This window comes from Clostridioides sp. ZZV14-6153, from assembly GCF_020657855.1.
Lineage (GTDB): Bacteria > Bacillota > Clostridia > Peptostreptococcales > Peptostreptococcaceae > Clostridioides.
Map to the genome: position 1 here is coordinate 393,587 of NZ_JAGWCZ010000002.1, position 24,194 is coordinate 417,780.

Here is a 24,194-nt window from a genome sequence, read left to right on the forward strand (position 1 = left end):
ATATAAATTATACATGTAAATGAAGAACATATAGTTATAGTCTTTTAGGCTATAACTATATGTTCTTTTTGTTACTCAACTTATATTATTTTTATTACCAAAGTAAGGATATAAAGATAATTAAATATTTATAAATTATAACTTATAAAACAGAAATATCATGAATTTGTATCATAATAATATTTCTGTTTTATTTGTCGTTACTTATGCTAAGTAAAAAATCAGTGGAAATATATAAATAATATTAATAATATATGAAAAATTTTTAGAAGTAAAGTATCTATAAGATAAAAAATAACATTATTAGTGGTATAATATAATTAAAATAAAAAATATTTTTTGGAGGCAAAATCATGAGTAAAGTAGAAAAAGTAGTAGAATTGTTAGAAGCTAAGGGACTTGATGCATTATACTTAACAAAAAAAACGAATGTAAATTACATAAGTGGCTTTCCTGATGAAGAAGCATATGCAGTTATTTGTAAAGATGGAAATTTTTTAGTTACTGATAGTAGATATATGGAGCTTGCGGAAAATGTTTGTAAAGGTTTTGAAATTGTAAACTGGCATAATTTTGATAGAAGTGTGGCAAAAGCTGTAAAAAGTGTATGTGATAAAGTAGGTATAAAAAAGCTTGGATTTGAAAGAACAAATATCGTATTTGATAAATATGAAGAACTTAAAAATCTAGTTGAACAAGATGGAGGAGAATTGATACCTACAGAAAATATTGTAGAGACTCTTAGATATGTAAAGGACGAAGAAGAAATTAAAAATACAAGGAAAGCTTGTGAAATAGCTGATAAAGCGTTAGAAGAATTGGTTCCACATATAAAAGCTGGAGTTACTGAAATAGAATTAGCTACAAAACTAGAATATTTTATGAAAATGAATGGAGCTCAAAATATAGGATTTGAAACTATATTGATATCAGGAGCAAAAACTTCATTACTTCATGGTAAACCAAGTGACAAGGTTATAGAAAAAGGTGACTTTGTACTTATAGATTATGGAGCTATGTACAATGGATATATTTCTGATACAACTAGAACTTTTATAGTGGGAGAAGCATCTGAAAAACAATTAGAGATTTATAATTTAGTTAGAGAAGCACAAGATGTTGGAGTTGAAAACATGAAGGCTGGTGTACATGCTACAATTCCAGATGCAGAAATAAGAAAAGTTGTTAAGAAATATGAAGATTACTATTATCAAGGGATAGGACATGGGGTTGGAAGAGATGTTCATGAAGAACCTTTTATTGGTAATTATGGTGATAAAATAATAGAAGAAGGATGTATAATAACAATGGAACCAGGTATTTACTTCCCAGGATGGGGAGGAGTTAGAATAGAAGATACTGTTTTAATTACAAAAAATGGACCAGAAAGGTTAACTAAATTCCCTAAAGATTTGATGATTTTAGACAAATAATTTGATTTTTATATAATTTTTTACACAAAATAATATTGTAATCTCACCATTAAGCCCTCTCTACATATCTTAGTAAAGAGGGCTTAATTTTATTATGTGAGGTGATAATATCTATGAATAAAAAACATAAGTTTATGAAAAACATAAAAAAAGCCTGGTATAAAATTAAATTAATAGATAGATGTCTTATAATTGTCATGGCAATACTCATGTTTGAATCTATATACAATTTGTTTGTAAATGAAGTTAATTCACAAGATACTAGCACTATTGATGTAGTAGTAAGAACTACTTCAGCAGCGATATTTGGATACTTTTTAAGTGCTAATTTTATAAGTAGAGCTTCAAGAAAAGTTACAAATACGGATGCATATTCAAATATTTTTATAGATGATAATTCTTCTAATAAAGGTCAATTACCAAGTCAAAATAATATAATGAATGTGAAAAATACTATTGGATTTGAATTAGAAAGTGACAATTATCAAAATAATGATAAAAAAGTGACTGTTAATAATGGTGAAGAGATTGAAGAAGGAGAAACTAGTGAATTACAAATTGTTATAGCTACTGTGATTTGTGTAGTAGCATTAATAGTACTTTTTATTGTGAGAAATTTTACAACACCAGCAACCGCATCTCTAGGAACTATTTCCCAGATGAGAGATTTTGTATCTGGATGTGTGGGTTTTTTGTTAGGTTGTCCAAGTAAACCTAATTAAAAATATGAGTATTAAAATAGATAAAATTAATATTAAAGGTATCAGTATAATAATATTTAAGTTATGAGTGTATATCATTGTAATTCTTTTAAGATAATATATTTTATTGTTATACTGATACTCAAAAATACTTATAATATTTATCAAAATATGTATAATGCTGTATTTACATAATATGTAGAAATATTAATTTATATGAATAGAAGCCATATATTCAATAAAAAGTTTCATACTATGAGATATATATTGATGTTTTCTCCAAAGAACACCAATATTAGCAGTAATTGCACGTTCTAAAGGAATTGAACAGAGATTTTCGGTATTTTGAAATATTTCTTTATATAGTATCGTTGAAGCTAAATCATTTTCTAATAAATAACGAATAGTAGAAAGCTGATTTGAGTGTAAAATTATATTTGGTTTAACCTTCTCAAGTCTTTTTGTAATAATTTTGTAGTGATAAGAACCTTCAGATAGTATGACAAAAGGAATATTTTTCAACATATAGTTTGAAATAATGGACTGTTTTGCTAATTCATTTTTAGGATTTGTAACTAAATATAATTCTGTTTTATAGATTGTTTTTGAATCTATATCATCATAAATATCACTATCAATTATACCAATGCAAAAATCAAGTGTAGATTCTTCAATCATTTTGGCACCAACGAAGGTTGGAACTTCAAAAATTTTAAGCTCAATATCTGGATAAATTACATTAAATCTAGGTAGTATCTTTGAAAGTAAAAAAGTACCTAAAACTGTAGGAATTCCTATTTTAAGAGATGCTTTTCTTTTTTTTCCTAAATCTAGTGCATCACTTTGAAAATCTTCAAATTGTCTCGTGAAATTTTTTGCCTTATCTAAGAAGAGCTTCCCCTCAGGAGTTAAATCTATTTTATTACCTATTCTAAAAAAAAGTTCAAAACCGAGTTCTTTTTCCAATTCTTTAATAGCTAAGGTTATAGATGGTTGAGAAATATGAATACTTTCTGCTGCTTTAGTCATGTTTTTATATTTACAAACAGTCTGGAAATAATATAGATAATTTATGTTCATTGGTTAATAGTTCCTTTCATTTATGTAATTAGTGACAAGTATATAATTAACAACAATATAAGTTTTGTATATTATTGTAAAAAAATAGAATAGTTTTAAACTATCATATCATAAGTTTTTGATATTTTCAATCTATTAAGAATAGTGCTATTATTAAATTAACAAAAGATAACAGCTGACATAATTTAAGTAACAACTATTTGAAACGTAGTTATATCAATGAATATTAAAAATTTAACTATCTAAAAATAATTAGTATTTATGTAATTTAATTGTCAACTAAATTGTAACATAAAAAACTAACATTAGAGAGATGAAATTTTTTTAATCAGAAATGTTAATTTAATAACAAAAAATGAAAGGGAGTGGTTTGGTGAAGTTTGAGTTAATGGATTTTTTAATGAACCCTTTTGTCCTTATGTTTGCTGCTGTAATTACAGGAATATTATTTGGAAAAATTAAATTTGGGAAGTTTAATTTTGGAGTGTCAGGAGCATTATTTACAGGATTATTTATTGGATGGTTTGTGTATAGCTTAGGAAATTCAGTAATAGCAAAAGGAGAGACAACAGCAGGGTATAAGGCAGCAACTATCATGATGGGTAATGGAATTATTTCTTCTGATTTCTTTGATTTTTTTCTAATTATATTTGTTGCAGCAGTTGGTTTATTAGCTGCTAAGGATATGAAAGCCGTACTTAAGAAGTATGGGGCTAGATTTGTAGTTTTAGGAGTTCTTATAACTTTTATAGGAGGCTCTATGACTTATGCAATGACTTTGTTATCAAGCAATAAAGGAAGTAGTGCGTATGAGGTTTCTGGTGTTTATACAGGAGCATTAACAAGTTCACCTGGTCTAGCTGCTGCTTTAGAAACAGCTGGTAAACATGCAGAAGATGTATCAAAAGAGTTTGAGAAAGCATCAATAGAAGATAAAAAAGAAATATTAAAAGTAGTTGACCCAGAGGGAAAATTGGATGTAGCTACAACTACATCACTAACTCAAGAGCAAATAGATAAGTATATCGCATATGCTGAAGCAGGTGTTGGTATAGGGCATGCAGTTGCATATCCTTTTGGAGTATTAATAGTAATTTTAGGAGTAAATTTCCTTCCTAAAATATTTAGAATGGACCTTAGAGAAGAAAGAAGAAAATATGAAAAAGAAATGAAAGAAGCTAGAGATAGTGTTGGTGGTAAAACGATACCAGAAGTTCCATTTAATATAATAACATTTTTCTTAACATGTCTTGCTGGATATTTGGTTGGAGGAATACACGTGTTCATGGGACCATTAGGATACTTTACATTAGGGGCAACTGGTGGTTCTCTAATTGTATCTCTAGTACTTGGATATGTGGGTAAGATAGGTGTAGTAAATTTCAGAATGGAAGAAAAAGTATTAAATATTCTAAAACAAATAGGGCTAGTATTTTTCTTAGCAATAGTTGGATTAAGATATGGTGGTAAAGTGGTTGATTCAATTATGACATCTGGTATGCATCTAGCTTTAGTAGCCATAGTAGTAGGAATTACAGCTATGATGATTGGATTTTTAGTTGGTAAGTATGTATTCAAACTAAATTGGATTTTACTATCAGGAGCTGTCTGTGGTGGTATGACATCAACACCAGGGCTTGGAGCTGCTGTTGATGCTCTTGATAGCGATGACCCAGCAGCAGGATATGGTGCTACATATCCATTTGCACTGTTAACTAAAGTTATATTGGTTATAGTTTTACACAAACTTCCAATGTAAATAAGACTTTATATGGGGGGATATTTATGAATAATGAAGGAGTATTTGAAGAATTAAGCGAAAGATTAAGAAATAAAAAATTATGTGATTTAATTATGAATGCAGATGAGGCTGCCAAAATTATAAATGATGGGATGGTTGTTGGACTTAGTGGATTTACACCTTCAGGTTACCCAAAAGCAGTACCATTAGCGGTTTCAGAAAGGGCTAAAAGTGGAGAGAAGATAAAATTGACTGTGTATTCAGGAGCATCTTTAGGTCCAGAAGTGGACGGAGCATGGGCAGAAGTAGGTATAATTGAAAGAAGACTTCCTTATCAGACTAATTCAATACTTAGAAACAGTATTAATAAAGGTGATGTCAATTATATAGATATGCATCTAAGTCATTCTACTCAATTTTTAAATTATGGGACTATACCTAAAGTAGATGTAGCTATAGTAGAAGCACTTGCAATAACTAAAAATGGGGATATTATACCTACTAGTGGTATAGGAAATTCGCCATCTTTTATAAAAAGTGCAGATAAAGTGATAGTTGAAATAAATCTTGCAAAACCAATGGAAATGGAAGGAATGGCAGATATATATATCACAGAAAATCCTCCAAACAGGAAACCTATAGCAATAAATCATCCTAAAGATAGAATTGGAACAACATATATACCTTGTGGATTAGATAAGATTGCAGGTATAGTAATCACTAATATGCAGGATAAGACACGTCCATTGGGTATTGTAGATGAAGCTTCAAAAAAGATATCAAATAATATTATTGCTTTTCTGAAAGAAGAAGTAAAATCAGGTAGACTGTCAAAAAATTTACTTCCTCTTCAATCTGGTGTAGGAAGTGTAGCAAATGCAGTTTTATATGGACTATGTGAATCTGAGTTTGAAAATTTAACTTGTTATACAGAGGTTGTGCAGGATTCAATGTTGGATTTAATAAGAATGGGTAAAGTCACAATGGCATCAACTACATCCGTAAGTCCATCACCTGAAGGATTAATAAAATTTGAGAATGATATAGATTTCTTTAAAGATAAGATTATATTGAGACCTCAAGAAATTAGTAATAACCCAGAAATAGCTAGGAGAATTGGTGTAATTGCAATGAATACTGCAATTGAGGTTGATATTTACGGAAATGTAAACTCAACTCATATCATGGGGTCGAAGATGATGAATGGAATCGGTGGTTCTGGTGATTTTGCTAGGAATGGAGCAATAACTATATTTAGTACTGAATCAATTGCAAAAAACGGTGATATATCGTCAATAGTACCTATGGTATCTCATGTAGACCACACTGAACATGATGTAATGGTAATTGTAACAGAGCAAGGGTATGCTGATTTAAGAGGTCTTGCACCTAGAGAAAGAGCTGTTAAGATAATAGAAAATTGTGCTCATCCAGATTATAAAGAGCAACTTATGGATTACCTAAATAGAGCATGTCAAAATGGAGCAAAACAAACTCCTCATATATTAGATGAAGCTTTATCATGGCATAGTAAATTTATGAGTACAGGTACAATGAAGAAGTCAGAAACTTTTAAAAGTGCATTATAAAAATATTTAATAAATTGGAGGAATATTAAAAATGGAAAAAGCAGTAGAAAACTTTGAAGATTTAAGCAAAGAATATATTAATGGATACATTGAGAGAGCTAGAAAAGCTCAGAGAGAGTTTGAATGCTATACTCAAGAACAAGTGGATAAAATAGTGAAGATAGTTGGAAAGGTAGTATACTATAACGCTGAATATTTAGCTAAACTTGCAGTAGAAGAAACTGGAATGGGTGTATATGAAGATAAAGTAGCTAAAAATAAAAGCAAAGCGAAAGTTATATACAATAATTTAAAAGATAAGAAATCAGTTGGTATAATTGACATAGATAGAGAAACAGGAATAACAAAGGTAGCTAAACCAATTGGTGTTGTAGCAGCAATAACTCCTTGTACAAATCCAATAGTTACACCTATGAGTAATGCTATGTTTGCATTAAAGGGAAGAAATGCAATTATTATAACACCACATCATAAAGCAATTGGATGTAGTACTAAGACTGTTGATATGATTAATGAAGAATTAGAAAAAATCGGAGCACCAGAAAATCTAATACAAATACTTGACCAACAATCAAGAGAAAATACGAGAAATTTAATTTCATCAGCAGATGTAGTAATTGCTACTGGTGGAATGGGAATGGTAAGAGCTGCATATTCAAGTGGAAAGCCAGCTCTTGGTGTAGGAGCAGGAAATGTCCAATGTATCATAGACAGAGATGTAGATATTAAAGAAGCAGTACCTAAAATCATAGCTGGAAGAATATTTGATAATGGTATAATTTGCTCAGGTGAGCAATCAGTGATAGTAGCAGAAGAAATGTTTGATAAAGTAATGGATGAATTTGAAAGTAACAAAGGTTTTATAGTTAGAGATAAGGCACAAAAAGAAGCTTTTAGAAATGCCATGTTTGTCAATAAATCTATGAATAAAGATGCAGTAGGGCAATCAGTTCATGCAATTGCAAACATTGCAGGTGTTGAAATACCAAAAGATACAAAAATAATAGTGATAGAAGCAGATGGGCCAGGTGAAGAAGACATACTTGCAAAAGAAAAAATGTGTCCAGTTATATCTGCATATAAATATAAAGACTTTGAAGAAGGTGTAGCTATTGCAAAAGCAAATCTAAATGTAGAAGGAAAAGGACATAGTGTATCTATACATTCAAATACAATTAAGAATATAGAATATGCAGGAGAAAATATAGAAGTATCAAGATTTGTAATCAATCAATGTTGTGCTACAAGTGCTGGAGGAAGCTTCTTTAATGGTCTTGCACCTACAAACACTTTAGGTTGTGGTTCTTGGGGAAATAATAGTATTTCTGAAAATCTTGATTACAAACATTTAATTAATATTTCTAGAATTGCTTATTATATGCCAGAAAATGAAGTACCTACAGATGAAGAGCTTTGGGGATAAAATTCAAGTATAAAAAAGTATTCATTCTAAATTAAAATAGAAATATATTTTAATCTAAAATGAATCTAAACTAAAAATGAATTTAATTTAAAAAATTGAGAGATGAACAAAAGAAGGAAGTATTATAAATTAACATAAATAAAAATTATTATAAAAAAGAAGGAGTGGTTTTATTATGGCATTAATGACAGGAGCTCAATATATTGAAAGTTTGAGAAAATTAAATACTAAAGTTTATATGTTTGGTGAAGAGGTTAAAAATTGGGTTGACCATCCAATGATTAGACCATCTATAAATTGTGTAGCAGCTACTTATGATTTGGCACATGACCCAGAATATGCAGATTTAATGACAGTTACTTCAAATATTACAGGAGAAAAAATAAATAGATTTGGTCATCTTCATCAAAGTACTGATGATTTGATAAAAAAAGTTAAAATGCAAAGACTATGTGGTCAAAAAACAGCTTCTTGTTTCCAAAGATGTGTAGGTATGGATGCTTTTAATGCGGTATATTCAACAACATTTGAGTGTGATAAAGCACATGGAACTAATTATCATGATAATTTTGTAAAATACTTAACTTATATACAAGAAAACGATTTAGTAGTTGATGGAGCTATGACTGACCCTAAAGGAGATAGAGCATTATCACCTAGTGCTCAACCTGACCCAGATATGTTTCTTCATATAGTTGAAAGAAGAGAAGATGGAATAGTGGTAAGAGGAGCAAAAGCACATCAAACTGGCTCAATAAATTCACATGAACATCTTATAATGCCTACTATAAGTATGACTGAAGCAGATAAAGACTATGCTGTATCATTTGCAGTTCCTTCAGATGCTGAAGGTGTGTTTATGATTTATGGAAGACAATCTTGTGACACTAGAAAATTAGAAGAGGGAGCAGATGTTGATTTAGGAAATAAGGAGTTTGGAGGACAAGAAGCTCTAGTAGTATTTGATAATGTATTCGTTCCAAATGATAGAATTTTCTTATGTGGAGAGTGGGATTTCTCTGGTATGTTAGTGGAAAGATTTGCTGGATATCATAGACAAAGTTATGGTGGATGTAAAGTTGGAGTAGGTGATGTAATAATAGGAGCAGCAGCTTTAGCAGCTGATTACAATGGAGCAAACAAAGCTTCTCATATAAAAGATAAATTAATAGAAATGACTCACCTTAATGAAAGCTTATATTGTTGTGGTATAGCATGTTCATCAGAAGGACATAAGACAGAGGCTGGAAACTATCAAATAGATTTACTTCTTGCAAATGTATGTAAACAAAATGTAACTAGATTCCCTTATGAAATAGTAAGACTTGCAGAAGATATAGCTGGTGGGCTTATGGTTACTATGCCTTCAGAAAAAGACTTTAAATCAGATGTTAAAGTTGGAACAAGTGGAATGACAATAGGTGAAGTATGTAATAAATATTTTAAAGCTTCTTCAGTAGCTTCAACAGAAGAAAGAATGAGAATATTAAGATTCTTAGAAAATATATGTCTTGGTTCAGCTGCTGTTGGTTATAGAACTGAGTCAATGCATGGAGCAGGTTCACCACAAGCACAAAGAATAATGATTTCAAGACAAGGAAATATAAATCAGAAGAAAGAGTTAGCTAAGACAATTGCAGGAATAAAAAAAGAGAAAGCTCTAAATTTATAAAAAGTTGATATATAAATGGGAAGATATATCGACTTATACTAATTAATGAAAAAATATATCGTATAAGAATAATTATGAAGTAGTAGTTTGAGTTATAAAAAGAGATTTTTAGAAGGAGAATTTACACATGACCTGTGGAGTTAGATTTTGTGGGGGCTGTAACCCTAGATACGAAAGAGGGAAGGCTCTTGCAATAATCAAAGAGCACTTCAATGGTAGAGTAGATTTTAGTGTAGCAGAAGAAGATGTAGAATATGATTTATTACTTATAATTGGAGGATGCACAACTTTATGTGCATTCTACCAACAATATAAAGTTAAAAAATCATATATTAAAATTTGGGATTTTAGTCATATAGAAAGAGCTATAAATATAATAGAATCAGCAATTTGTGAAGCTTAAATAAGAGTTAGATGGGGTGATTTCATTGAATTGGCGAGAATTGTATCAAAGTAAGTTATGTACTGCTACAGACGCTGTAAAGCATATTAAAGATGGGGATACAGTAGTATTTGCACATTGTGTAGGTGAGCCTCCTGTACTAGTAGAGGCTATGATTGAAAATGCAAAACAGTATAAAAACGTTGAGATTAAGCATATGGTAAGTCTAGGGAGTGGTGGATATACTGGCGAGGGAATGGAAACTCACTTTAGAGTAAATCCAATGTTTGTAAGTGGAAATGTAAGAAAGGCAATCGAAAATGGAGATGGAGATTTTACTCCTGCATTCTTTCATGAAGTACCAAAATTAATTAGAGAAAAAAGATTAAAATGTGATGTTGTTTTAGCACAGGTAACTCCACCAGATGAACATGGGTATTGTAGTCTAGGGACATCAGTTGACTATACCTACGAAGCTATTAAAACTGCTAAAACAGTAATTGTTCAAGTAAATGACCAATTTCCTAGAACTTATGGTGAAGTAGTTCATATATCAGAGTTTGATTATATAGTTGAAAAGTCACAACCTTTATATGAACTGCAACCTGCTAAGATAGGAGAAGTAGAAGAAGCAATAGGTAAAAATTGTGCTTCTCTAATTGAAGATGGTTCTACTTTACAACTTGGAATTGGTGGAATTCCAGATGCAGTTATGCTATTTTTAACAGATAAAAAAGATTTAGGAATTCATTCAGAAATGATTTCAGATGGAACCTTAGCTCTCTATGAAAAAGGTGTTATAAATGGTAAATATAAAAATTTTGATAAAGAAAAAATGACAGTTACATTTTTAATGGGAACTAAAAAATTATATGATTTTGCTAATAATAACCCAGTAGTTGAAGTAAAGCCTGTAGATTATGTAAATCATCCAGCAGTTATAATGAAACAACATAAAATGGTTTCTATAAATTCTGCTATACAAGTTGATTTGATGGGACAGGTAGTTGCAGAGGCAATGGGTCTTAGACAATTTAGTGGAGTTGGAGGTCAAGTTGACTTCATACGTGGAGTATCTATGGGAGAAGATGGAAAGGCAATTATAGCCATGCCTTCAATAACGACAAAAAAAGATGGTACAGTAATTTCAAAAATTGTTTCAATTGTTGATGAAGGTGCTCCTATAACAACATCTAGAAATGATATTGACTATGTCGTAACAGAGTATGGTATAGCAGAACTAAAAGGGAAATCTCTTAGAGAAAGGGCAAGAAATTTAATCAATATTGCTCATCCAAGTGTAAGAGAAAATCTAGCATTAGAGTTTGAAAAAAGATTTAAGGAGAAATATTAATAGTAGAGGGGTGTTAAGAATGGAAGCACTTAGAGTAGTTCCAAAAATATTTTATTTTGATACATTTAAAGAATTCAACGAAGAATTTAAAATAGGAAAAAATGATTTAGTAATTACAAATGAATTTATATATGAACCATATATGAAACCTCTTGGAATAGATACCAATCTAATTTTCCAAGAAAAATTTGGAACAGGTGAACCATCTGATGAAATGATAGATTCTATGACAAAAGAAATGAAGAAATACAATTTCGATAGAATTATCGCCTTTGGAGGAGGTACAATAGTTGATATATGCAAGATATTAGCACTTGATGTTCCAGAGAAGTCTATTGATTTATTTGAAGGAGAAGTAGCACCTAAAAAAGTAAAAGAATTGGTGGTAGTTCCTACAACATGTGGTACAGGAAGTGAAGTAACAAATGTAGCCATTGCAGAGTTAAAATCTAAGCATACTAAAAAGGGTCTTGCAGTAGAAGAAACTTATGCAGATTATGCAGTATTAATTCCAGAATCAGTAAAAGGATTGCCTTATAAATTTTTTGTAACAAGCTCAGTGGACGCTCTTATACATGCTATTGAGTCTTATCTATCTCCAAAGGCAAGTCCATTTACAGAAATATATTCTTTACAGGCTATAAAAATGATTATGGATGGATATAAAAAGATTGTGGCTAAAGGAGAAGAAGAGAGATTCAATCATCTTAAGGACTTTGTACTTGCATCAAACTATGCAGGAATTGCTTTTGGAAATGCTGGTTGTGCAGCAGTGCATGCTTTATCTTATTCGATAGGTGCAGCTTTCCATGTTGCACATGGTGAAGCAAATTATCAGTTCTTTACTGAAGTATTTAAGATGTACTCTAGAAAAAATCCTAATGGAAAGATTACACAATGTACAAAAATTTTAGCAGATGCTCTTGAATGTGACCCTAATTGTGATGTTTATGGAGAATTAGAGAAATTCTTAAACAAATTAATAGCTAAGAAATCTTTAAGAGAATATGGAATGGTGGAAAGTCAGATAGATGAATTTACTGATAGCACAATAGCAAATCAACAGAGATTACTTGCCAATAATTATGTAGAACTTAGTAGAGAAGAAATAAGAGAGATATTTGCAAATCTTTATTGATACAATTTTTTATTTATATTAAGTATAGATGATATAAATAATGATAATTATATAAATATAAAAAGTAAGAGGACTTAAATTTACTTAAAATTAAGTTCTCTTATTTTTGTATAGCATTAAATGTAAGTACATTTTTAGTTAGAAAATGTACTTACATTTAAGTCTATTACCTTATTTGAAATAATTTGTAGAATTTCAAATTCCTTGACAGTAATAAGTAAGTAATTGTATAATCAAACTGAAATATAATAATAATATTAGTAAAAATGAAAGGATATAAATCATGTATAAACCAGAGAATTTTTCTAAAAAATCTGTATTAATAAATTCGTTTTTAAGTAAATTTTTAAAGATAGTTGGATGGGGTTTAGTAGGTTTATTCACACTATCAGCTTTAGTATTGTCAACTATTTCAATTATAATTGGGTGGGCAGTTATACTTCCTATTCAAGTATGTGCTTTATTTTTAATAATAGGTGGAGTTTGCATTTTTAAAGGTAAAAGATTAGGAGACCAAATTTCTCGTTACAAAAAATACTGTACAATCATAAGTAATAAAAATATTATTCCAGTAGAACTTATTGCAGAAAGCACATCTAAATCATTAAAATTTATAATAAAAGATGTGCAAAAGATGATAGATAAAAATTACTTTATAAATACTTATATTGATAAAAGAAACAATCAAATTGTCTTGACAAATGAAGATGGAATTCCACCAGTGTATGAAGATGTAGTGTGTGAAGTTGAAGAAGATGAAGTTGAGAATAGTAATGAAGTTGATATGATTATTAAAAAGGGAATGGACTATTTGAGACAAATAAAAGAAGCTAATGAAAATATTAAATCAGAATCAATGTGCAGCAAAATTGTACAAGTAGAAGATGTTACGAGTAAAATATTTGATGTTGTAAAACATGACCCATCAAAACTTACTCAGATACAAAAATTTATGGATTATTATATTCCAACTACTTTGAAGCTTTTAAATTCATATCATACATTGGAAGAACAAGGCATAGACAGAGAAAATATAACAACAACTATGGAGAGTATTGAAAGTACAATGAGTACAATTGTAGTGGCTTTTGAGAACCAACTGGATTCTCTATTTGAGGATGAAGCTATTGACATATCTACAGATATTACTGTCTTAGAAAATATGTTAGTTCAAGAGGGATTAACAGGTGGAAAGTTTTAACTGTAATATAAAAAATATTCTGTTATTTTTGAACAGTTAATTAGTTATAAAGGATAAAAATGTGCAAGATATAAGTATATAATTAGTACTTTATGAAGGAAGAGGAGAGAAGTATAGGATGAATAATTTAGATGATATACCAGTTATGCCAACACTGACACTTGACCCATTTGGTGAAGAAACAAAAACAAATGATATAAATAATTCTGACCTATTAATGAAAAAGAATGAAAAAGACCCAGAAGAAGAAAAACTATCAGAAGCTGAACGTAAAATGGTAAAAGAGTTTGCAGAAAAAATAGATATTACAAATACAAATATGATTTTGCAATATGGAGCTGGGGCTCAAAAAAAGGTAGCAGGATTTTCGGAAACCGCTTTAAAGAGTGTTAAAACTAGAGATTTAGGCGAAGTTGGTGATATGCTTACAAATCTAGTTACTGATTTAAAATCATTTTCAGCTGATGAAAAAGAACAAGGTGGTTTTTTAGGGATTTTTAAAAAGGCAAATAATAAAATTTCAAATTTAAAAACTAAGTATGATAGTGCAGAAGTAAATGTAGACAAAGTAAGTAAAGAACTTCAAAAGCATCAAGTTAAAATATTGAAAGACATAGCAATGCTTGATAAAATGTATGAATTAAACTTAGCTTATTCAAAAGAGCTTACAATGTATATTATAGCAGGGAAACAAAGGCTAAAAGATATGAAAGAACTTGAGATGCCAAAATTAAGAGAAAAAGCAAGTCTGTCTGGTTCAACAGAAGATGCTCAATCTGTAAATGATATGGTTTCACTTTGTGACAGATTTGAAAAGAAGATTCATGACTTAGAATTAACTAGAATGGTGTCACTTCAAATGGCTCCACAGATAAGATTGGTTCAAAATAGCAATAATCTAATGGCAGAAAAAATTCAATCTACTATAGTAAATACTATTCCATTATGGAAAAATCAAATAGTACTTGCTCTTGGAATATCTCATTTGAATCAAGCTATGAAAGCACAACGTGAAGTTAGTAACATGACAAATGAACTTCTACTAAAGAATGCAGAAACATTGAAAATGGGAACAATAGAAACAGCTAAAGAATCAGAAAGAGGCATTGTAGATATAGATACAATTAAGAAAACTAATCAATCTTTAATATCAACTATTGATGAAGTAGTTAAGATACAAAATGATGGTAGAATAAAGAGACAAGAAGCAGAAGTTGAATTATCAAAAATAGAAAGTGAACTAAAAAGTAAGCTTCTTGAATTTACAGTTAAATAATAACTTATAAATAATAACTTATATTAAAATAAAAAGTGTAGTTGATTGTTTTACAATTAACTACACTTTTATTTATATTATAAGTTTCTGTTATCTTTTAGCATAACATCATGAGCTCCACCTTCAACTATACTAGTAGAAGATACAAGTGTTAGCTTAGCATTTTTTTGAAGTTCAGGAATACTAAGAGCACCACAGTTGCACATAGTAGAACGAACTTTACTTAGAGAAAGTGTCACATTGTCTTTTAAAGAACCAGCATAAGGAACATAAGAGTCAACACCTTCTTCAAAAGAAAGTTTCTTATCTCCACCAAGGTCATATCTTTGCCAGTTTCTAGCACGTGCAGAACCTTCTCCCCAATATTCTTTCATGTAACTACCATTTATATTAACCTTATTAGTTGGACTCTCATCAAAACGAGAGAAATATCTACCAAGCATTATAAAATCAGCACCCATAGCTAAAGCTAAAGTTATATGATGGTCATAAACAATACCACCATCAGAACAAATTGGAATGTAAATACCTGTTTTTTCAAAGTATTCATCTCTAGCTTGAGCAACTTCAATTATAGAAGTAGCTTGTCCGCGTCCTATACCTTTTTGCTCACGAGTGATACATATAGAACCACCACCAATACCAACTTTAACAAAGTCAGCACCAGCTTCAGCAAGGTAAAGGAATCCTTCACGGTCAACTACATTCCCAGCTCCAACCTTAACTGTATCACCGTATTTTTCACGAATAAAATCAAGAGTTATCTTTTGCCACTCAGAAAAACCTTCTGAAGAGTCTATACATAAAACATCAGCACCAGCTTCAACTAAAGCAGGAACACGCTCAGCAAAGTCTCTAGTATTGATACCAGCTCCAACTACATATCTTTTAGAAGAATCTAAAAGTTCAAGTGGATTTTCTTTATGAGAAGAGTAATCTTTACGGAACACCATATATACAAGATTACCATTATCATCAAGTACAGGAAGAGAATTAAGCTTATGGTCCCATATAATATTGTTTGCTTCTTTTAAAGTAACATCTTTGTTAGCATAAACTATGGATGACATAGGAGTCATAAATTCACTAACTTTAGTATCTAAATCCATACGACTTATACGATAATCACGACTCGCAACAATACCTAATAATTTACCAGTTGAAGTACCATCTTCAGTAACAGCAACCGTAGAATGTCCAGTTTTTTCTTTTAGTTCAAGTATGTCTTTTAATGTATTGTCAGGTTTAATATTTGAATCACTCACAACAAATCCAGCCTTATGAGATTTAACACGTGCTACCATAGCAGCTTCACTTTCAATAGTTTGAGAACCATATATAAATGAGATACCGCCTTCTTTAGCAAGCGCAATAGCCATCTTGTCATCAGAAACAGATTGCATAATAGCAGAAGTTAAAGGTATATTCATATGAATATCTGCTTCCTCGCCCTTTTTAAATTTAGTAACAGGTGTTTTTAAACTTACATTAGCAGGTATACAATCAATAGAAGAGAAACCTGGTACAAGTAGGTACTCACTGAAAGTATGCGATGGTGTATCAAAATAAAACGCCATTTTTTAATCACTCCTTAATATTTTTATACTTTATTATAATTGATAGTATTAATTATAACTTATTCTTTAATTTTATTAAAGTATTTTGTCAGATATTGAGATTTTTGAAAAATTTAAACTATTTTAACTGAATTTGTTTAATATATGTTGCTTTACACAATCAAACTGTATATTAAATAAGGTTTTATTTAATGTAGTAGCTAATTTGAAGTTAATTCTTAGTATATAATCTCTTGCATTATGTTTATATACTCCTGTTACTAATATTGGGTATAGAGCATTTTTTATTGAAAGTATAAATTAATTAAATCTATATTAGTATGTCCAAAAGTATCCCTAAAAAATTTATTTCGTAAAATTCTTAATCACTTTTGTATAAGGTTTTATGATATTCATCAAATACACAAGTACTTTATAAATATAGTATTATTTATAAAGATTGATATTCTAAAATACTACATAAATAAAATTAAACAAAAACTAAAATGAAAAATGTCATTATCGTAAGTGACATAGAAACGATTTCTTAAAGTTGTTACTATAAAATATAAACTCTATAATAAAAGTATAACAAAAGGGAATCATATCGATATAGAATATAATTCAAATGGAGGTAAAATTATGAGCAGTTCTAATCAATCGACAATAAAGACATCTATACAGCGAGTAGGTAAATTTTTAAGTGGTATGGTAATGCCAAATATAGGAGCTTTTATAGCATGGGGTCTTATAACAGCATTATTTATACCAACAGGATGGATGCCAAATGAAAAATTAAGCACTATAGGCGATCCAATGATAAAATATCTTTTACCACTGTTGATAGCATATACTGGTGGTAAAGCTATAGCAGGACAAAGAGGGGGAGTAATAGGTGCAGCAGCAGCTATGGGAGTAATCGTTGGAGCTGATATACCAATGTTTATTGGTGCAATGATAATGGGCCCATTTGCAGGATGGGTAATCAAGAAGTTTGATAAACTTGTAGATGGAAAAATACCAACAGGATTTGAAATGTTAGTAAATAACTTTTCAATAGGTATAATAGGTATGCTTCTTGCAATATTAGGTTTTTATGCAATTGGACCAGCTATAGTAGCAGGTACAGCTCTTATAGAATCAGGAGTGCAATTTATAGTTAGTAAAAGTTTATTACCTTTAGTCTCAGTATTTATAGAACCTGGAAAGGTACTGTTCTTAAACAATGCAATAAACCATGGTATATTAGGTCCTATAGGTATAGCTGAAGCAAAAGAAGCAGGTAAATCTATAATGTTCTTATTAGAAAGTAACCCTGGACCAGGATTAGGTGTTCTATTAGCATATTGGATGTTTAGTAGAGGAAGTGTAAAACAATCAGCCCCAGGAGCAGTAATAATACATTTCCTTGGTGGTATCCATGAAATTTACTTCCCATATATATTAATGAATCCAGTTTTAATATTAGCTACAATGGCAGGTGGAGCAGCAGGAATATTAACTTTTTCAATATTAGGAGCTGGACTTGTAGCAGCACCATCACCAGGAAGTATATTTGCACTTATGGCACTAGCACCAAAAGGAGGATTACTTCCAGTATTAGCAGGGGTTGCAGTTGCGACAGCTGTATCATTCTTAGTGGCAGCACCATTTGTTAAGAGAGCTTCAGCAAATCAAAGTGAAGAAGATGGTACTTTAGAAGAAGCTAAAGCAAAGATGAGTGATATGAAATCTGCAAGCAAAAGTTCGGATAAAAAAGTTGAAGAAAAGCAACTTGAATTAAATGAAATTAAGAAGATTGTGTTTGCATGTGATGCAGGAATGGGTTCTAGTGCAATGGGAGCTTCTAGATTTAAAAATAGAATAAAAAACTTAAATTTAGATATAGAAATTACAAACTCATCTGTTGATAATCTTCCAGATGATACACAAATAGTAGTAACTCACAATACATTAGTTGAAAGAGTTGCCAAAAATAATTCAAATGTTGAGATAGTCTCAATAAATAACTTTTTAAATGACCCAAATTTAGATATACTGTTTAAAAGATTAGAATCTAAATAAAAAATAAAAAGTACCACTGATTAGGAGTGGATAAATTTGAAAAAAAAGAAGATTACATCCAGACAAAAAAAGATAATACTCATGATAGTAGAAAATTCTAAAAAGAATATTCCAATAACCATTTCTGAGATTGCAGGAGAGTTAGAGCTAAGCTCAAGAACTGTACTTAGAGATATGTCAGGAATTGAAAAATGGTTTGATGAAAATGATTTTAATTTTGTAAAAAAACCAGGTGTAGGTTTGATTTTAGAAGAAAATATAGAAAATCAAAATTTTATCATTGAGTTGTTAGAAGAAGAAAAAATAGAAAAAGAATACAGTAAAGAAGAAAGAAATTTAATTATATTATCAAAGCTACTAGTTTCTAATGAGCCAGTAAAATCTTATTACTTTGCAAAAATATTAAAGGTATCTGAAGGGGTACTAAACAATGATTTTATATTAGCAAGTGAATGGTTAGAAAGATTTGATATTGAGCTTATTAGAAAACCAGGGCTTGGTGTGTATCTCAAAGGTCAGGAAAAAAACTTTAGAGAAGCATATGTAAACCTTATATATGACTCATTTAATGAAAAAGAAATATTGGACATGGTTAGAAATATAAGTGAGAATATACAAACTGATAAAGCAATAGAAATTTTAAGTGAAAATAGACTTTTAAATTTAATGGACAAGTGCATAATAAGAAAAGTTGAAAGTACATTAACAAAGAAGCTTTCTGAATTAGATGTAAATTTAGCTGATAGTGCATATATAGGTCTTGTAGTTCATATTTCACTAGCTTTACAGAGGATAAAAAATGGTGAGAATATAACCATGGAGAATGATTTTCTAAAGGAATTATCTTTAACCGAAGAGTTTAAATTAGCGCAAGAAATCGTAAAAGGTATGGCAGTTGATTTTAGTATGGATATACCATTAGATGAAGTTGGATATATAACTATGCATATTAGAGGTGCAAAGCAAAGGTCATCTTCAAGTCATAAAGAGTTAAACTTAGATGATATAGAAGTGATGGACATTACAAATAAAATGATAGATTTAGCAGAAGATGAATTTAAGATAAGTCTTAAAAATGATGAAAGATTATTTAAAGACCTAGCAAACCACCTGGGACCTTCTATAAACAGATTGAATATGGGATTAGAAATAAGAAATCCTCTTTTAGATGAAATAAAAACTAAGTATTCATATGCTTATAATGGAGTTGAAAAAATTTCTAAAATCATAAAAGATAAGCTAAATATAAATTCAATACCTGAATCTGAAATAGGATATATTGCAATGCATTTTGCATCAGCCATAGAAAAAAATCTAATGATGTATACTAATCTGAATATTGTTGTAGCATGTCCAACTGGAATAGGTACTTCAAGGTTTTTATCCACTAAAATTGAAAATAAATTTCCCAATCTAAATATACTTGAAACTATTTCAGCTATAAACATAGATGAAGAATATTTAAAAGAAAAAGAAGTCGATTTAATTGTATCTACAGTGGAACTAAATACAAACTTAGATTATATATGTGTAGGTCCATTTATGAGTTCAGATGATGAGTTGATAATCAAAGAAAAAATAAAGTCTATAGCTCAAAACAAATTAATGGATTTAAAAGTAAAAGATGATACTAAAAATAAAAATAAAGTATATGAACAGATAATAGAAAGTATGAACATAGGAAGAGATATTCTTAAGTTTTTAGATGAAATTCAATTTAAAAAATTTAAAAGTAAAAACTTAGATGAACTTATTATGGATTCATCAAAAATATTTGTAGAATCTAGTGAAGATGTAATATCTATAAAAGAATCCTTAGAAGAAAGATTAAAAATATCAATTCCATATATAGAAGAATCAAGGATTTTATTATTACATTGTATGAGTGAAAGAATAGATATTATGAAGTTAGCAATAATAAGATTAGAAAATAACATAAAACTAAATTCCAAGGAAGAAATTGAAAATGTGGTTTTTATGTTACTTCCTAAAAATTCACCAAGTTATCAAAGACAAATAATGAGTGAAATAAGTGGCTCATTAATAGATAATTTTGTTTTTACTAATAAAATAAACAAATTTTCTATACAAGAGATAACATTAGAAATAAAAGGTATAGTTTTTAATTTTTATACAAATAAATTAAGAACATTAATAGATAAATAAAATTTACATTAAAAAAGGAAGGTTGATATTATGAGTAAAGTATTAAATGAGAATAATATATTTTTAGGATTAGATAGTGTTTCAAAGGAAGAAGCTATAACTTTAGCAGGAAGAAAATTATTTGAAAATGGATATGTAAAAGAAGAATATATACCAGCAATGTTGGAGAGAGAAAAGGTAATGACTACATATATGGGAATGGGTGTCGCTATTCCACATGGTGTAAATGAAGCGAAAAAAGAAATATTATCTTCTGGAATAGTGATACTACAATTCCCTAATGGTATAGACTTTGATGGAGAAAAGGCATATTTATTAATAGGAATAGCTGGTGTTGGAGATGAGCATTTAGAGATACTATCGAATATAGCAATAGTTTTAGATGATGATTTAACAGAGAGACTAAAAAATTCAAATGACAAACAAGCTTTTATGGAAGCTTTTGCCAACTAATCTTAGGAGGAACTTAAAATGAAAAAGGCAATCCAATTTGGAGCAGGAAATATTGGGAGAGGATTTATTGGAGGTTTGTTAGTTAAGTCAGGTTATCATGTTGTATTTGCTGATGTTAATGAAGAAATATTAAATTCAATAAATAAAGATAAAAAATATACTATACATATAAGAGATGTAGAATGTGTAGATGAAGTAATTGATAATATAAGTGCAGTTTCATCTATAAAAGAAGAAATAATAGACGAGATTGTAGAAGCTGAAATAATAACCACAGCAGTTGGTCCTTTAGTTTTAACTAAAATAGCACCTACAATTGCTAGAGGTATAAAAACTAGAAAAGAAAAAGGATTAACAAATAATTTAAATATAATAGCTTGTGAAAATGCGATATATGCAAGTTCTTCTTTAAAAGAGGAAATACTTAAGTGTCTAAATAAAGAAGAAGCAGACTATTTAGAGAAATATATTGGTTTCCCTAACTGTTCAGTTGATAGAATAGTTCCTCCTGGTAAAAATGAGAATCCTCTTGATGTAACCGTTGAAAATTTTTATGAGTGGAATGTTGAAAAGCAAGGATTTAAAGGAGAAATACCTAATATAGTTGGAATGAATTTAGCTGATAACCTTATGGCTTATATAGAACGTAAGTTGTTTACACTAAATACAGGCCATGCTATAACTGCTTATATAGGGTACTTAAAAGGATACAAAACAATAGAAGAAAGTATAAATGACAAATATATTTGTAATATAGTGAAAAATGCAATGACAGAAAGTGGAGAAGGATTAATCAAAAAATATAATTTTGATTCCGAAGCACATTATAAATATATTGATAAGATTTTAAACAGATTTAAAAATCCATATCTTAATGATGATGTAGTCAGAGTTGGAAGAGAGCCACTTAGAAAATTAAGCGATAAAGACAGATTGATTAAGCCTCTAATGACAGCAAAATCATATGGTTTAACAGTTGATAATTTAATTCTTGGAATAGGTGCAGCACTTCATTATAATAATAGTGAAGATGCTCAAAGTGTAGAATTGCAAGAACTAATAAAGTCTAATGGAGTAAAAAAAGCTATTGCTAAAATAGCTAATATAAACAATGATGAAGTACTTCTAGATAATATAGAAAAAAGTTATATCTTTATGGAAAATCTATAAGTTTACTTAAAAAGGTTGGATTTTGTCAAGTAACTAATGAATGTTTTATTCTACACAGTCTGAATTATTTGTTGAATAATAGAGAATTATAATATATAATTAAAAAGAATAAATTAATATGTTTACCTGTATACTTTTGATAATATGGTTCAAATGTTTCTACTAAGCTACCAATAATAGCTTAACTACAGGAGTGAAGATGATATAGTTTATACTTATTTTAAATTATATATTAAGTTGGTTACTTTGAATTTTAAGCTCCTGTCTATGATATAGACAGGAGCTTTTTTAGTATTCTAAGATAAAATACAAGCAATGTAGATAGTAAAATTAAAGAGAATATAATTTTTTTTATTAAGATTAATATAATTTAGAAAGGTTTAGGTGGGAGTACAATGAAGGCTTTAGAGGAAAAGATATTAAGAGAAGGTAGTGTTTCAGGAAATGATATACTAAAAGTTGATAGTTTTTTAAATCATCAAATTGATGTAGCTTTTTTAAATGAAATAGGAAGAGAGTTTAAAGAGAGATTTAGTGGAGAAAAAGTGGATAAAATATTTACAATAGAGGCTTCAGGGATAGCTATAGCATCAATTGTTTCACAATACTTTGATAATGCGCCTGTAGTTTTTGCAAAAAAATCAGAATCTAAAAATTTAGATAAAGATGTGTATGAAACTAATGTATATTCATTTACTAAGGCAAAAGAATATGCAGTAAAAGTTTCTAAAAAGTATATAAACGAAGGTGAAAACATATTGATAGTAGATGATTTTTTAGCTAATGGAAGGGCAGCTCTTGGGCTTAAAGATTTAATTGAGCAAGCAAATGCAAGCTTAGTTGGAGTAGGGATTGTTATTGAAAAAGGATTCCAAGCTGGAGGAGCACTTTTAAAGGCCAATGATGTAAGATTAGAATCTTTAGCAGTAGTTGAATCTATAGATAATGGAACTGTAAAATTTAGATAATTTATGATATTATATACTTGTGTTTAGCACATATTCTAATTATGGAGGATTTTTTAAATGAGATTTTTTATAGACACAGCTAATATTGAAGAAATAAAAGAAGCAAATGATTTAGGTGTAATATGTGGAGTGACTACAAATCCATCTCTAATAGCTAAAGAAGGTAGAGATTTTATAGAAGTAGTTAAAGAAATTAGTGAGATAGTAGATGGGCCGATAAGTGCAGAAGTAATAAGTTTAGAGCACAAGGGTATGATAGAAGAAGCAGAAAAATTATCTAAGATACATAAAAATATAGTTATAAAAATACCTATGACAGCAGAAGGTTTAAAGGCAGTAAAAGTACTATCTAGTAAAGGTATAAAAACTAATGTTACACTTATATTCTCTGCTGGACAAGCTCTTTTAGCTGCTAGAGCTGGAGCTACATATGTAAGTCCTTTTGTTGGAAGATTAGATGATATATCACAAAATGGTCTTGATTTAATTGAAGAAATTGTTGACATATTTAGTGTAAATAGTATTGAGGCTCAAATAATAGTTGCTAGTGTTAGAAATCCAATACATGTTTTACAAGCTGCTAGAATGGGAGCAGATATAGCAACAGTTCCTCTTAAAGTTATAAACCAAATGATTAAGCATCCTTTGACAGACAAAGGAATAGATAGCTTTATGAAGGATTGGGAAGGTGCTTCTTTAAAATTATAATTATAGAAATATGATTATAAGTATAAGAGAAGTTCTTATGGAAATTCTAAGCAATAAGGCTAGGCTATTTTGCCTAGTCTTATTTTGGTGTATAATATATTGAAATAAACTAAAATTTA

The 24,194-nt window shown here is 29.5% G+C and carries 19 protein-coding genes and 1 riboswitch; of the genes, 17 read left to right on the plus strand and 2 right to left on the minus strand.

Annotated elements, in window-relative coordinates:
- The first annotated feature begins 353 nt into the window (after nt 1–353).
- Nucleotides 354–1,433 carry a M24 family metallopeptidase gene (locus KGF46_RS04585; protein ID WP_227829252.1) on the plus strand — a complete coding sequence of 360 codons (1,080 nt, stop codon included), beginning with the start codon at nt 354–356 and terminating at the stop codon, nt 1,431–1,433.
- Nucleotides 1,434–1,546: 113 nt separating this feature from the next.
- Nucleotides 1,547–2,155, plus strand: a complete 609-nt coding sequence (locus KGF46_RS04590; protein ID WP_227829251.1) for a hypothetical protein — start codon at nt 1,547–1,549, stop codon at nt 2,153–2,155.
- Between the two features lie 186 nt (nt 2,156–2,341).
- Here the strand turns inward: KGF46_RS04590 and KGF46_RS04595 are convergent, their stop codons facing one another.
- Nucleotides 2,342–3,214: a LysR family transcriptional regulator gene (locus KGF46_RS04595; RefSeq protein ID WP_227829250.1), complete on the minus strand. Its 873-nt coding sequence runs from the start codon at nt 3,212–3,214 to the stop codon at nt 2,342–2,344.
- A 355-nt stretch (nt 3,215–3,569) separates the two neighbouring features.
- Here KGF46_RS04595 and KGF46_RS04600 point away from each other — a divergent pair, with 355 nt between their 5' ends.
- From KGF46_RS04600 to KGF46_RS04640, 9 genes are all read left to right on the plus strand, one after another.
- Nucleotides 3,570–4,973, plus strand: coding sequence for a hypothetical protein (locus KGF46_RS04600; protein WP_227829249.1), 1,404 nt, complete (start codon nt 3,570–3,572; stop codon nt 4,971–4,973).
- 26 nt (nt 4,974–4,999) lie between these two features.
- Nucleotides 5,000–6,544 (plus strand): acetyl-CoA hydrolase/transferase family protein, encoded by a 1,545-nt coding sequence (locus KGF46_RS04605; RefSeq protein ID WP_227829248.1) that lies wholly within the window; start codon nt 5,000–5,002, stop codon nt 6,542–6,544.
- Between the two features lie 31 nt (nt 6,545–6,575).
- Nucleotides 6,576–7,967 (plus strand): aldehyde dehydrogenase family protein, encoded by a 1,392-nt coding sequence (locus KGF46_RS04610; RefSeq protein WP_227829247.1) that lies wholly within the window; start codon nt 6,576–6,578, stop codon nt 7,965–7,967.
- 175 nt (nt 7,968–8,142) lie between these two features.
- Entirely contained in the window at nt 8,143–9,639 is a 1,497-nt protein-coding gene (abfD, locus tag KGF46_RS04615) for a 4-hydroxyphenylacetate 3-hydroxylase family protein (RefSeq protein WP_227829246.1), read from the plus strand.
- A 127-nt stretch (nt 9,640–9,766) separates the two neighbouring features.
- Nucleotides 9,767–10,042, plus strand: a complete 276-nt coding sequence (locus KGF46_RS04620; RefSeq protein WP_227861814.1) for a hypothetical protein — start codon at nt 9,767–9,769, stop codon at nt 10,040–10,042.
- Between the two features lie 16 nt (nt 10,043–10,058).
- Nucleotides 10,059–11,375: an acetyl-CoA hydrolase/transferase family protein gene (locus KGF46_RS04625; RefSeq protein WP_413840205.1), complete on the plus strand. Its 1,317-nt coding sequence runs from the start codon at nt 10,059–10,061 to the stop codon at nt 11,373–11,375.
- Nucleotides 11,376–11,394: 19 nt separating this feature from the next.
- Nucleotides 11,395–12,513, plus strand: a complete 1,119-nt coding sequence (locus KGF46_RS04630) for a 4-hydroxybutyrate dehydrogenase (RefSeq protein ID WP_227829244.1) — start codon at nt 11,395–11,397, stop codon at nt 12,511–12,513.
- Nucleotides 12,514–12,796: 283 nt separating this feature from the next.
- On the plus strand, nt 12,797–13,714 hold the full coding sequence (locus tag KGF46_RS04635; RefSeq protein ID WP_227829243.1) for a 5-bromo-4-chloroindolyl phosphate hydrolysis family protein: 918 nt from the start codon (nt 12,797–12,799) through the stop codon (nt 13,712–13,714).
- 118 nt (nt 13,715–13,832) lie between these two features.
- A complete protein-coding gene (locus KGF46_RS04640) occupies nt 13,833–14,990 on the plus strand; it encodes a toxic anion resistance protein (RefSeq protein WP_227829242.1) in 1,158 nt (385 codons plus the stop codon).
- A gap of 77 nt (nt 14,991–15,067) precedes the next feature.
- Here the strand turns inward: KGF46_RS04640 and KGF46_RS04645 are convergent, their stop codons facing one another.
- Nucleotides 15,068–16,567 (minus strand): IMP dehydrogenase, encoded by a 1,500-nt coding sequence (locus KGF46_RS04645; RefSeq protein WP_227829241.1) that lies wholly within the window; start codon nt 16,565–16,567, stop codon nt 15,068–15,070.
- Between the two features lie 621 nt (nt 16,568–17,188).
- Here KGF46_RS04645 and KGF46_RS04650 point away from each other — a divergent pair.
- The 6 genes from KGF46_RS04650 to fsa all read left to right on the plus strand — a co-directional run bounded on the left by KGF46_RS04650 (nt 17,189) and on the right by fsa (nt 24,075).
- Nucleotides 17,189–18,610 (plus strand): PTS mannitol transporter subunit IICBA, encoded by a 1,422-nt coding sequence (locus KGF46_RS04650; RefSeq protein WP_227829240.1) that lies wholly within the window; start codon nt 17,189–17,191, stop codon nt 18,608–18,610.
- A 36-nt stretch (nt 18,611–18,646) separates the two neighbouring features.
- Complete coding sequence (locus KGF46_RS04655; RefSeq protein WP_227861815.1) at nt 18,647–20,776, plus strand: BglG family transcription antiterminator; 2,130 nt, start codon at nt 18,647–18,649, stop codon at nt 20,774–20,776.
- A 30-nt stretch (nt 20,777–20,806) separates the two neighbouring features.
- A complete protein-coding gene (locus KGF46_RS04660) occupies nt 20,807–21,229 on the plus strand; it encodes a PTS sugar transporter subunit IIA (RefSeq protein WP_227432702.1) in 423 nt (140 codons plus the stop codon).
- Nucleotides 21,230–21,247: 18 nt separating this feature from the next.
- Complete coding sequence (locus KGF46_RS04665; protein ID WP_227842202.1) at nt 21,248–22,399, plus strand: mannitol-1-phosphate 5-dehydrogenase; 1,152 nt, start codon at nt 21,248–21,250, stop codon at nt 22,397–22,399.
- Between the two features lie 106 nt (nt 22,400–22,505).
- Nucleotides 22,506–22,607, plus strand: a riboswitch (purine riboswitch).
- A gap of 187 nt (nt 22,608–22,794) precedes the next feature.
- Nucleotides 22,795–23,367 (plus strand): xanthine phosphoribosyltransferase, encoded by a 573-nt coding sequence (locus KGF46_RS04670; protein ID WP_227861816.1) that lies wholly within the window; start codon nt 22,795–22,797, stop codon nt 23,365–23,367.
- 57 nt (nt 23,368–23,424) lie between these two features.
- Nucleotides 23,425–24,075 carry a fructose-6-phosphate aldolase gene (gene fsa / locus KGF46_RS04675; protein WP_003423115.1) on the plus strand — a complete coding sequence of 217 codons (651 nt, stop codon included), beginning with the start codon at nt 23,425–23,427 and terminating at the stop codon, nt 24,073–24,075.
- Nucleotides 24,076–24,194: the final 119 nt, after the last annotated feature.

Bases quoted from the DNA above. Each gene is read 5' to 3' on its own strand.
- KGF46_RS04585 (WP_227829252.1), top strand. From the start codon at position 354: ATGAGTAAAGTAGAAAAAGTAGTAGAATTGTTAGAAGCTAAGGGACTT.
- KGF46_RS04590 (WP_227829251.1), top strand. From the start codon at position 1,547: ATGAATAAAAAACATAAGTTTATGAAAAACATAAAAAAAGCCTGGTAT.
- KGF46_RS04595 (WP_227829250.1), bottom strand. From the start codon at position 3,214: ATGAACATAAATTATCTATATTATTTCCAGACTGTTTGTAAATATAAA.
- KGF46_RS04600 (WP_227829249.1), top strand. From the start codon at position 3,570: ATGAAAGGGAGTGGTTTGGTGAAGTTTGAGTTAATGGATTTTTTAATG.
- KGF46_RS04605 (WP_227829248.1), top strand. From the start codon at position 5,000: ATGAATAATGAAGGAGTATTTGAAGAATTAAGCGAAAGATTAAGAAAT.
- KGF46_RS04610 (WP_227829247.1), top strand. From the start codon at position 6,576: ATGGAAAAAGCAGTAGAAAACTTTGAAGATTTAAGCAAAGAATATATT.
- abfD (WP_227829246.1), top strand. From the start codon at position 8,143: ATGGCATTAATGACAGGAGCTCAATATATTGAAAGTTTGAGAAAATTA.
- KGF46_RS04620 (WP_227861814.1), top strand. From the start codon at position 9,767: ATGACCTGTGGAGTTAGATTTTGTGGGGGCTGTAACCCTAGATACGAA.
- KGF46_RS04630 (WP_227829244.1), top strand. From the start codon at position 11,395: ATGGAAGCACTTAGAGTAGTTCCAAAAATATTTTATTTTGATACATTT.
- KGF46_RS04635 (WP_227829243.1), top strand. From the start codon at position 12,797: ATGTATAAACCAGAGAATTTTTCTAAAAAATCTGTATTAATAAATTCG.
- KGF46_RS04640 (WP_227829242.1), top strand. From the start codon at position 13,833: ATGAATAATTTAGATGATATACCAGTTATGCCAACACTGACACTTGAC.
- KGF46_RS04645 (WP_227829241.1), bottom strand. From the start codon at position 16,567: ATGGCGTTTTATTTTGATACACCATCGCATACTTTCAGTGAGTACCTA.
- KGF46_RS04650 (WP_227829240.1), top strand. From the start codon at position 17,189: ATGAGCAGTTCTAATCAATCGACAATAAAGACATCTATACAGCGAGTA.
- KGF46_RS04660 (WP_227432702.1), top strand. From the start codon at position 20,807: ATGAGTAAAGTATTAAATGAGAATAATATATTTTTAGGATTAGATAGT.
- KGF46_RS04665 (WP_227842202.1), top strand. From the start codon at position 21,248: ATGAAAAAGGCAATCCAATTTGGAGCAGGAAATATTGGGAGAGGATTT.
- KGF46_RS04670 (WP_227861816.1), top strand. From the start codon at position 22,795: ATGAAGGCTTTAGAGGAAAAGATATTAAGAGAAGGTAGTGTTTCAGGA.
- fsa (WP_003423115.1), top strand. From the start codon at position 23,425: ATGAGATTTTTTATAGACACAGCTAATATTGAAGAAATAAAAGAAGCA.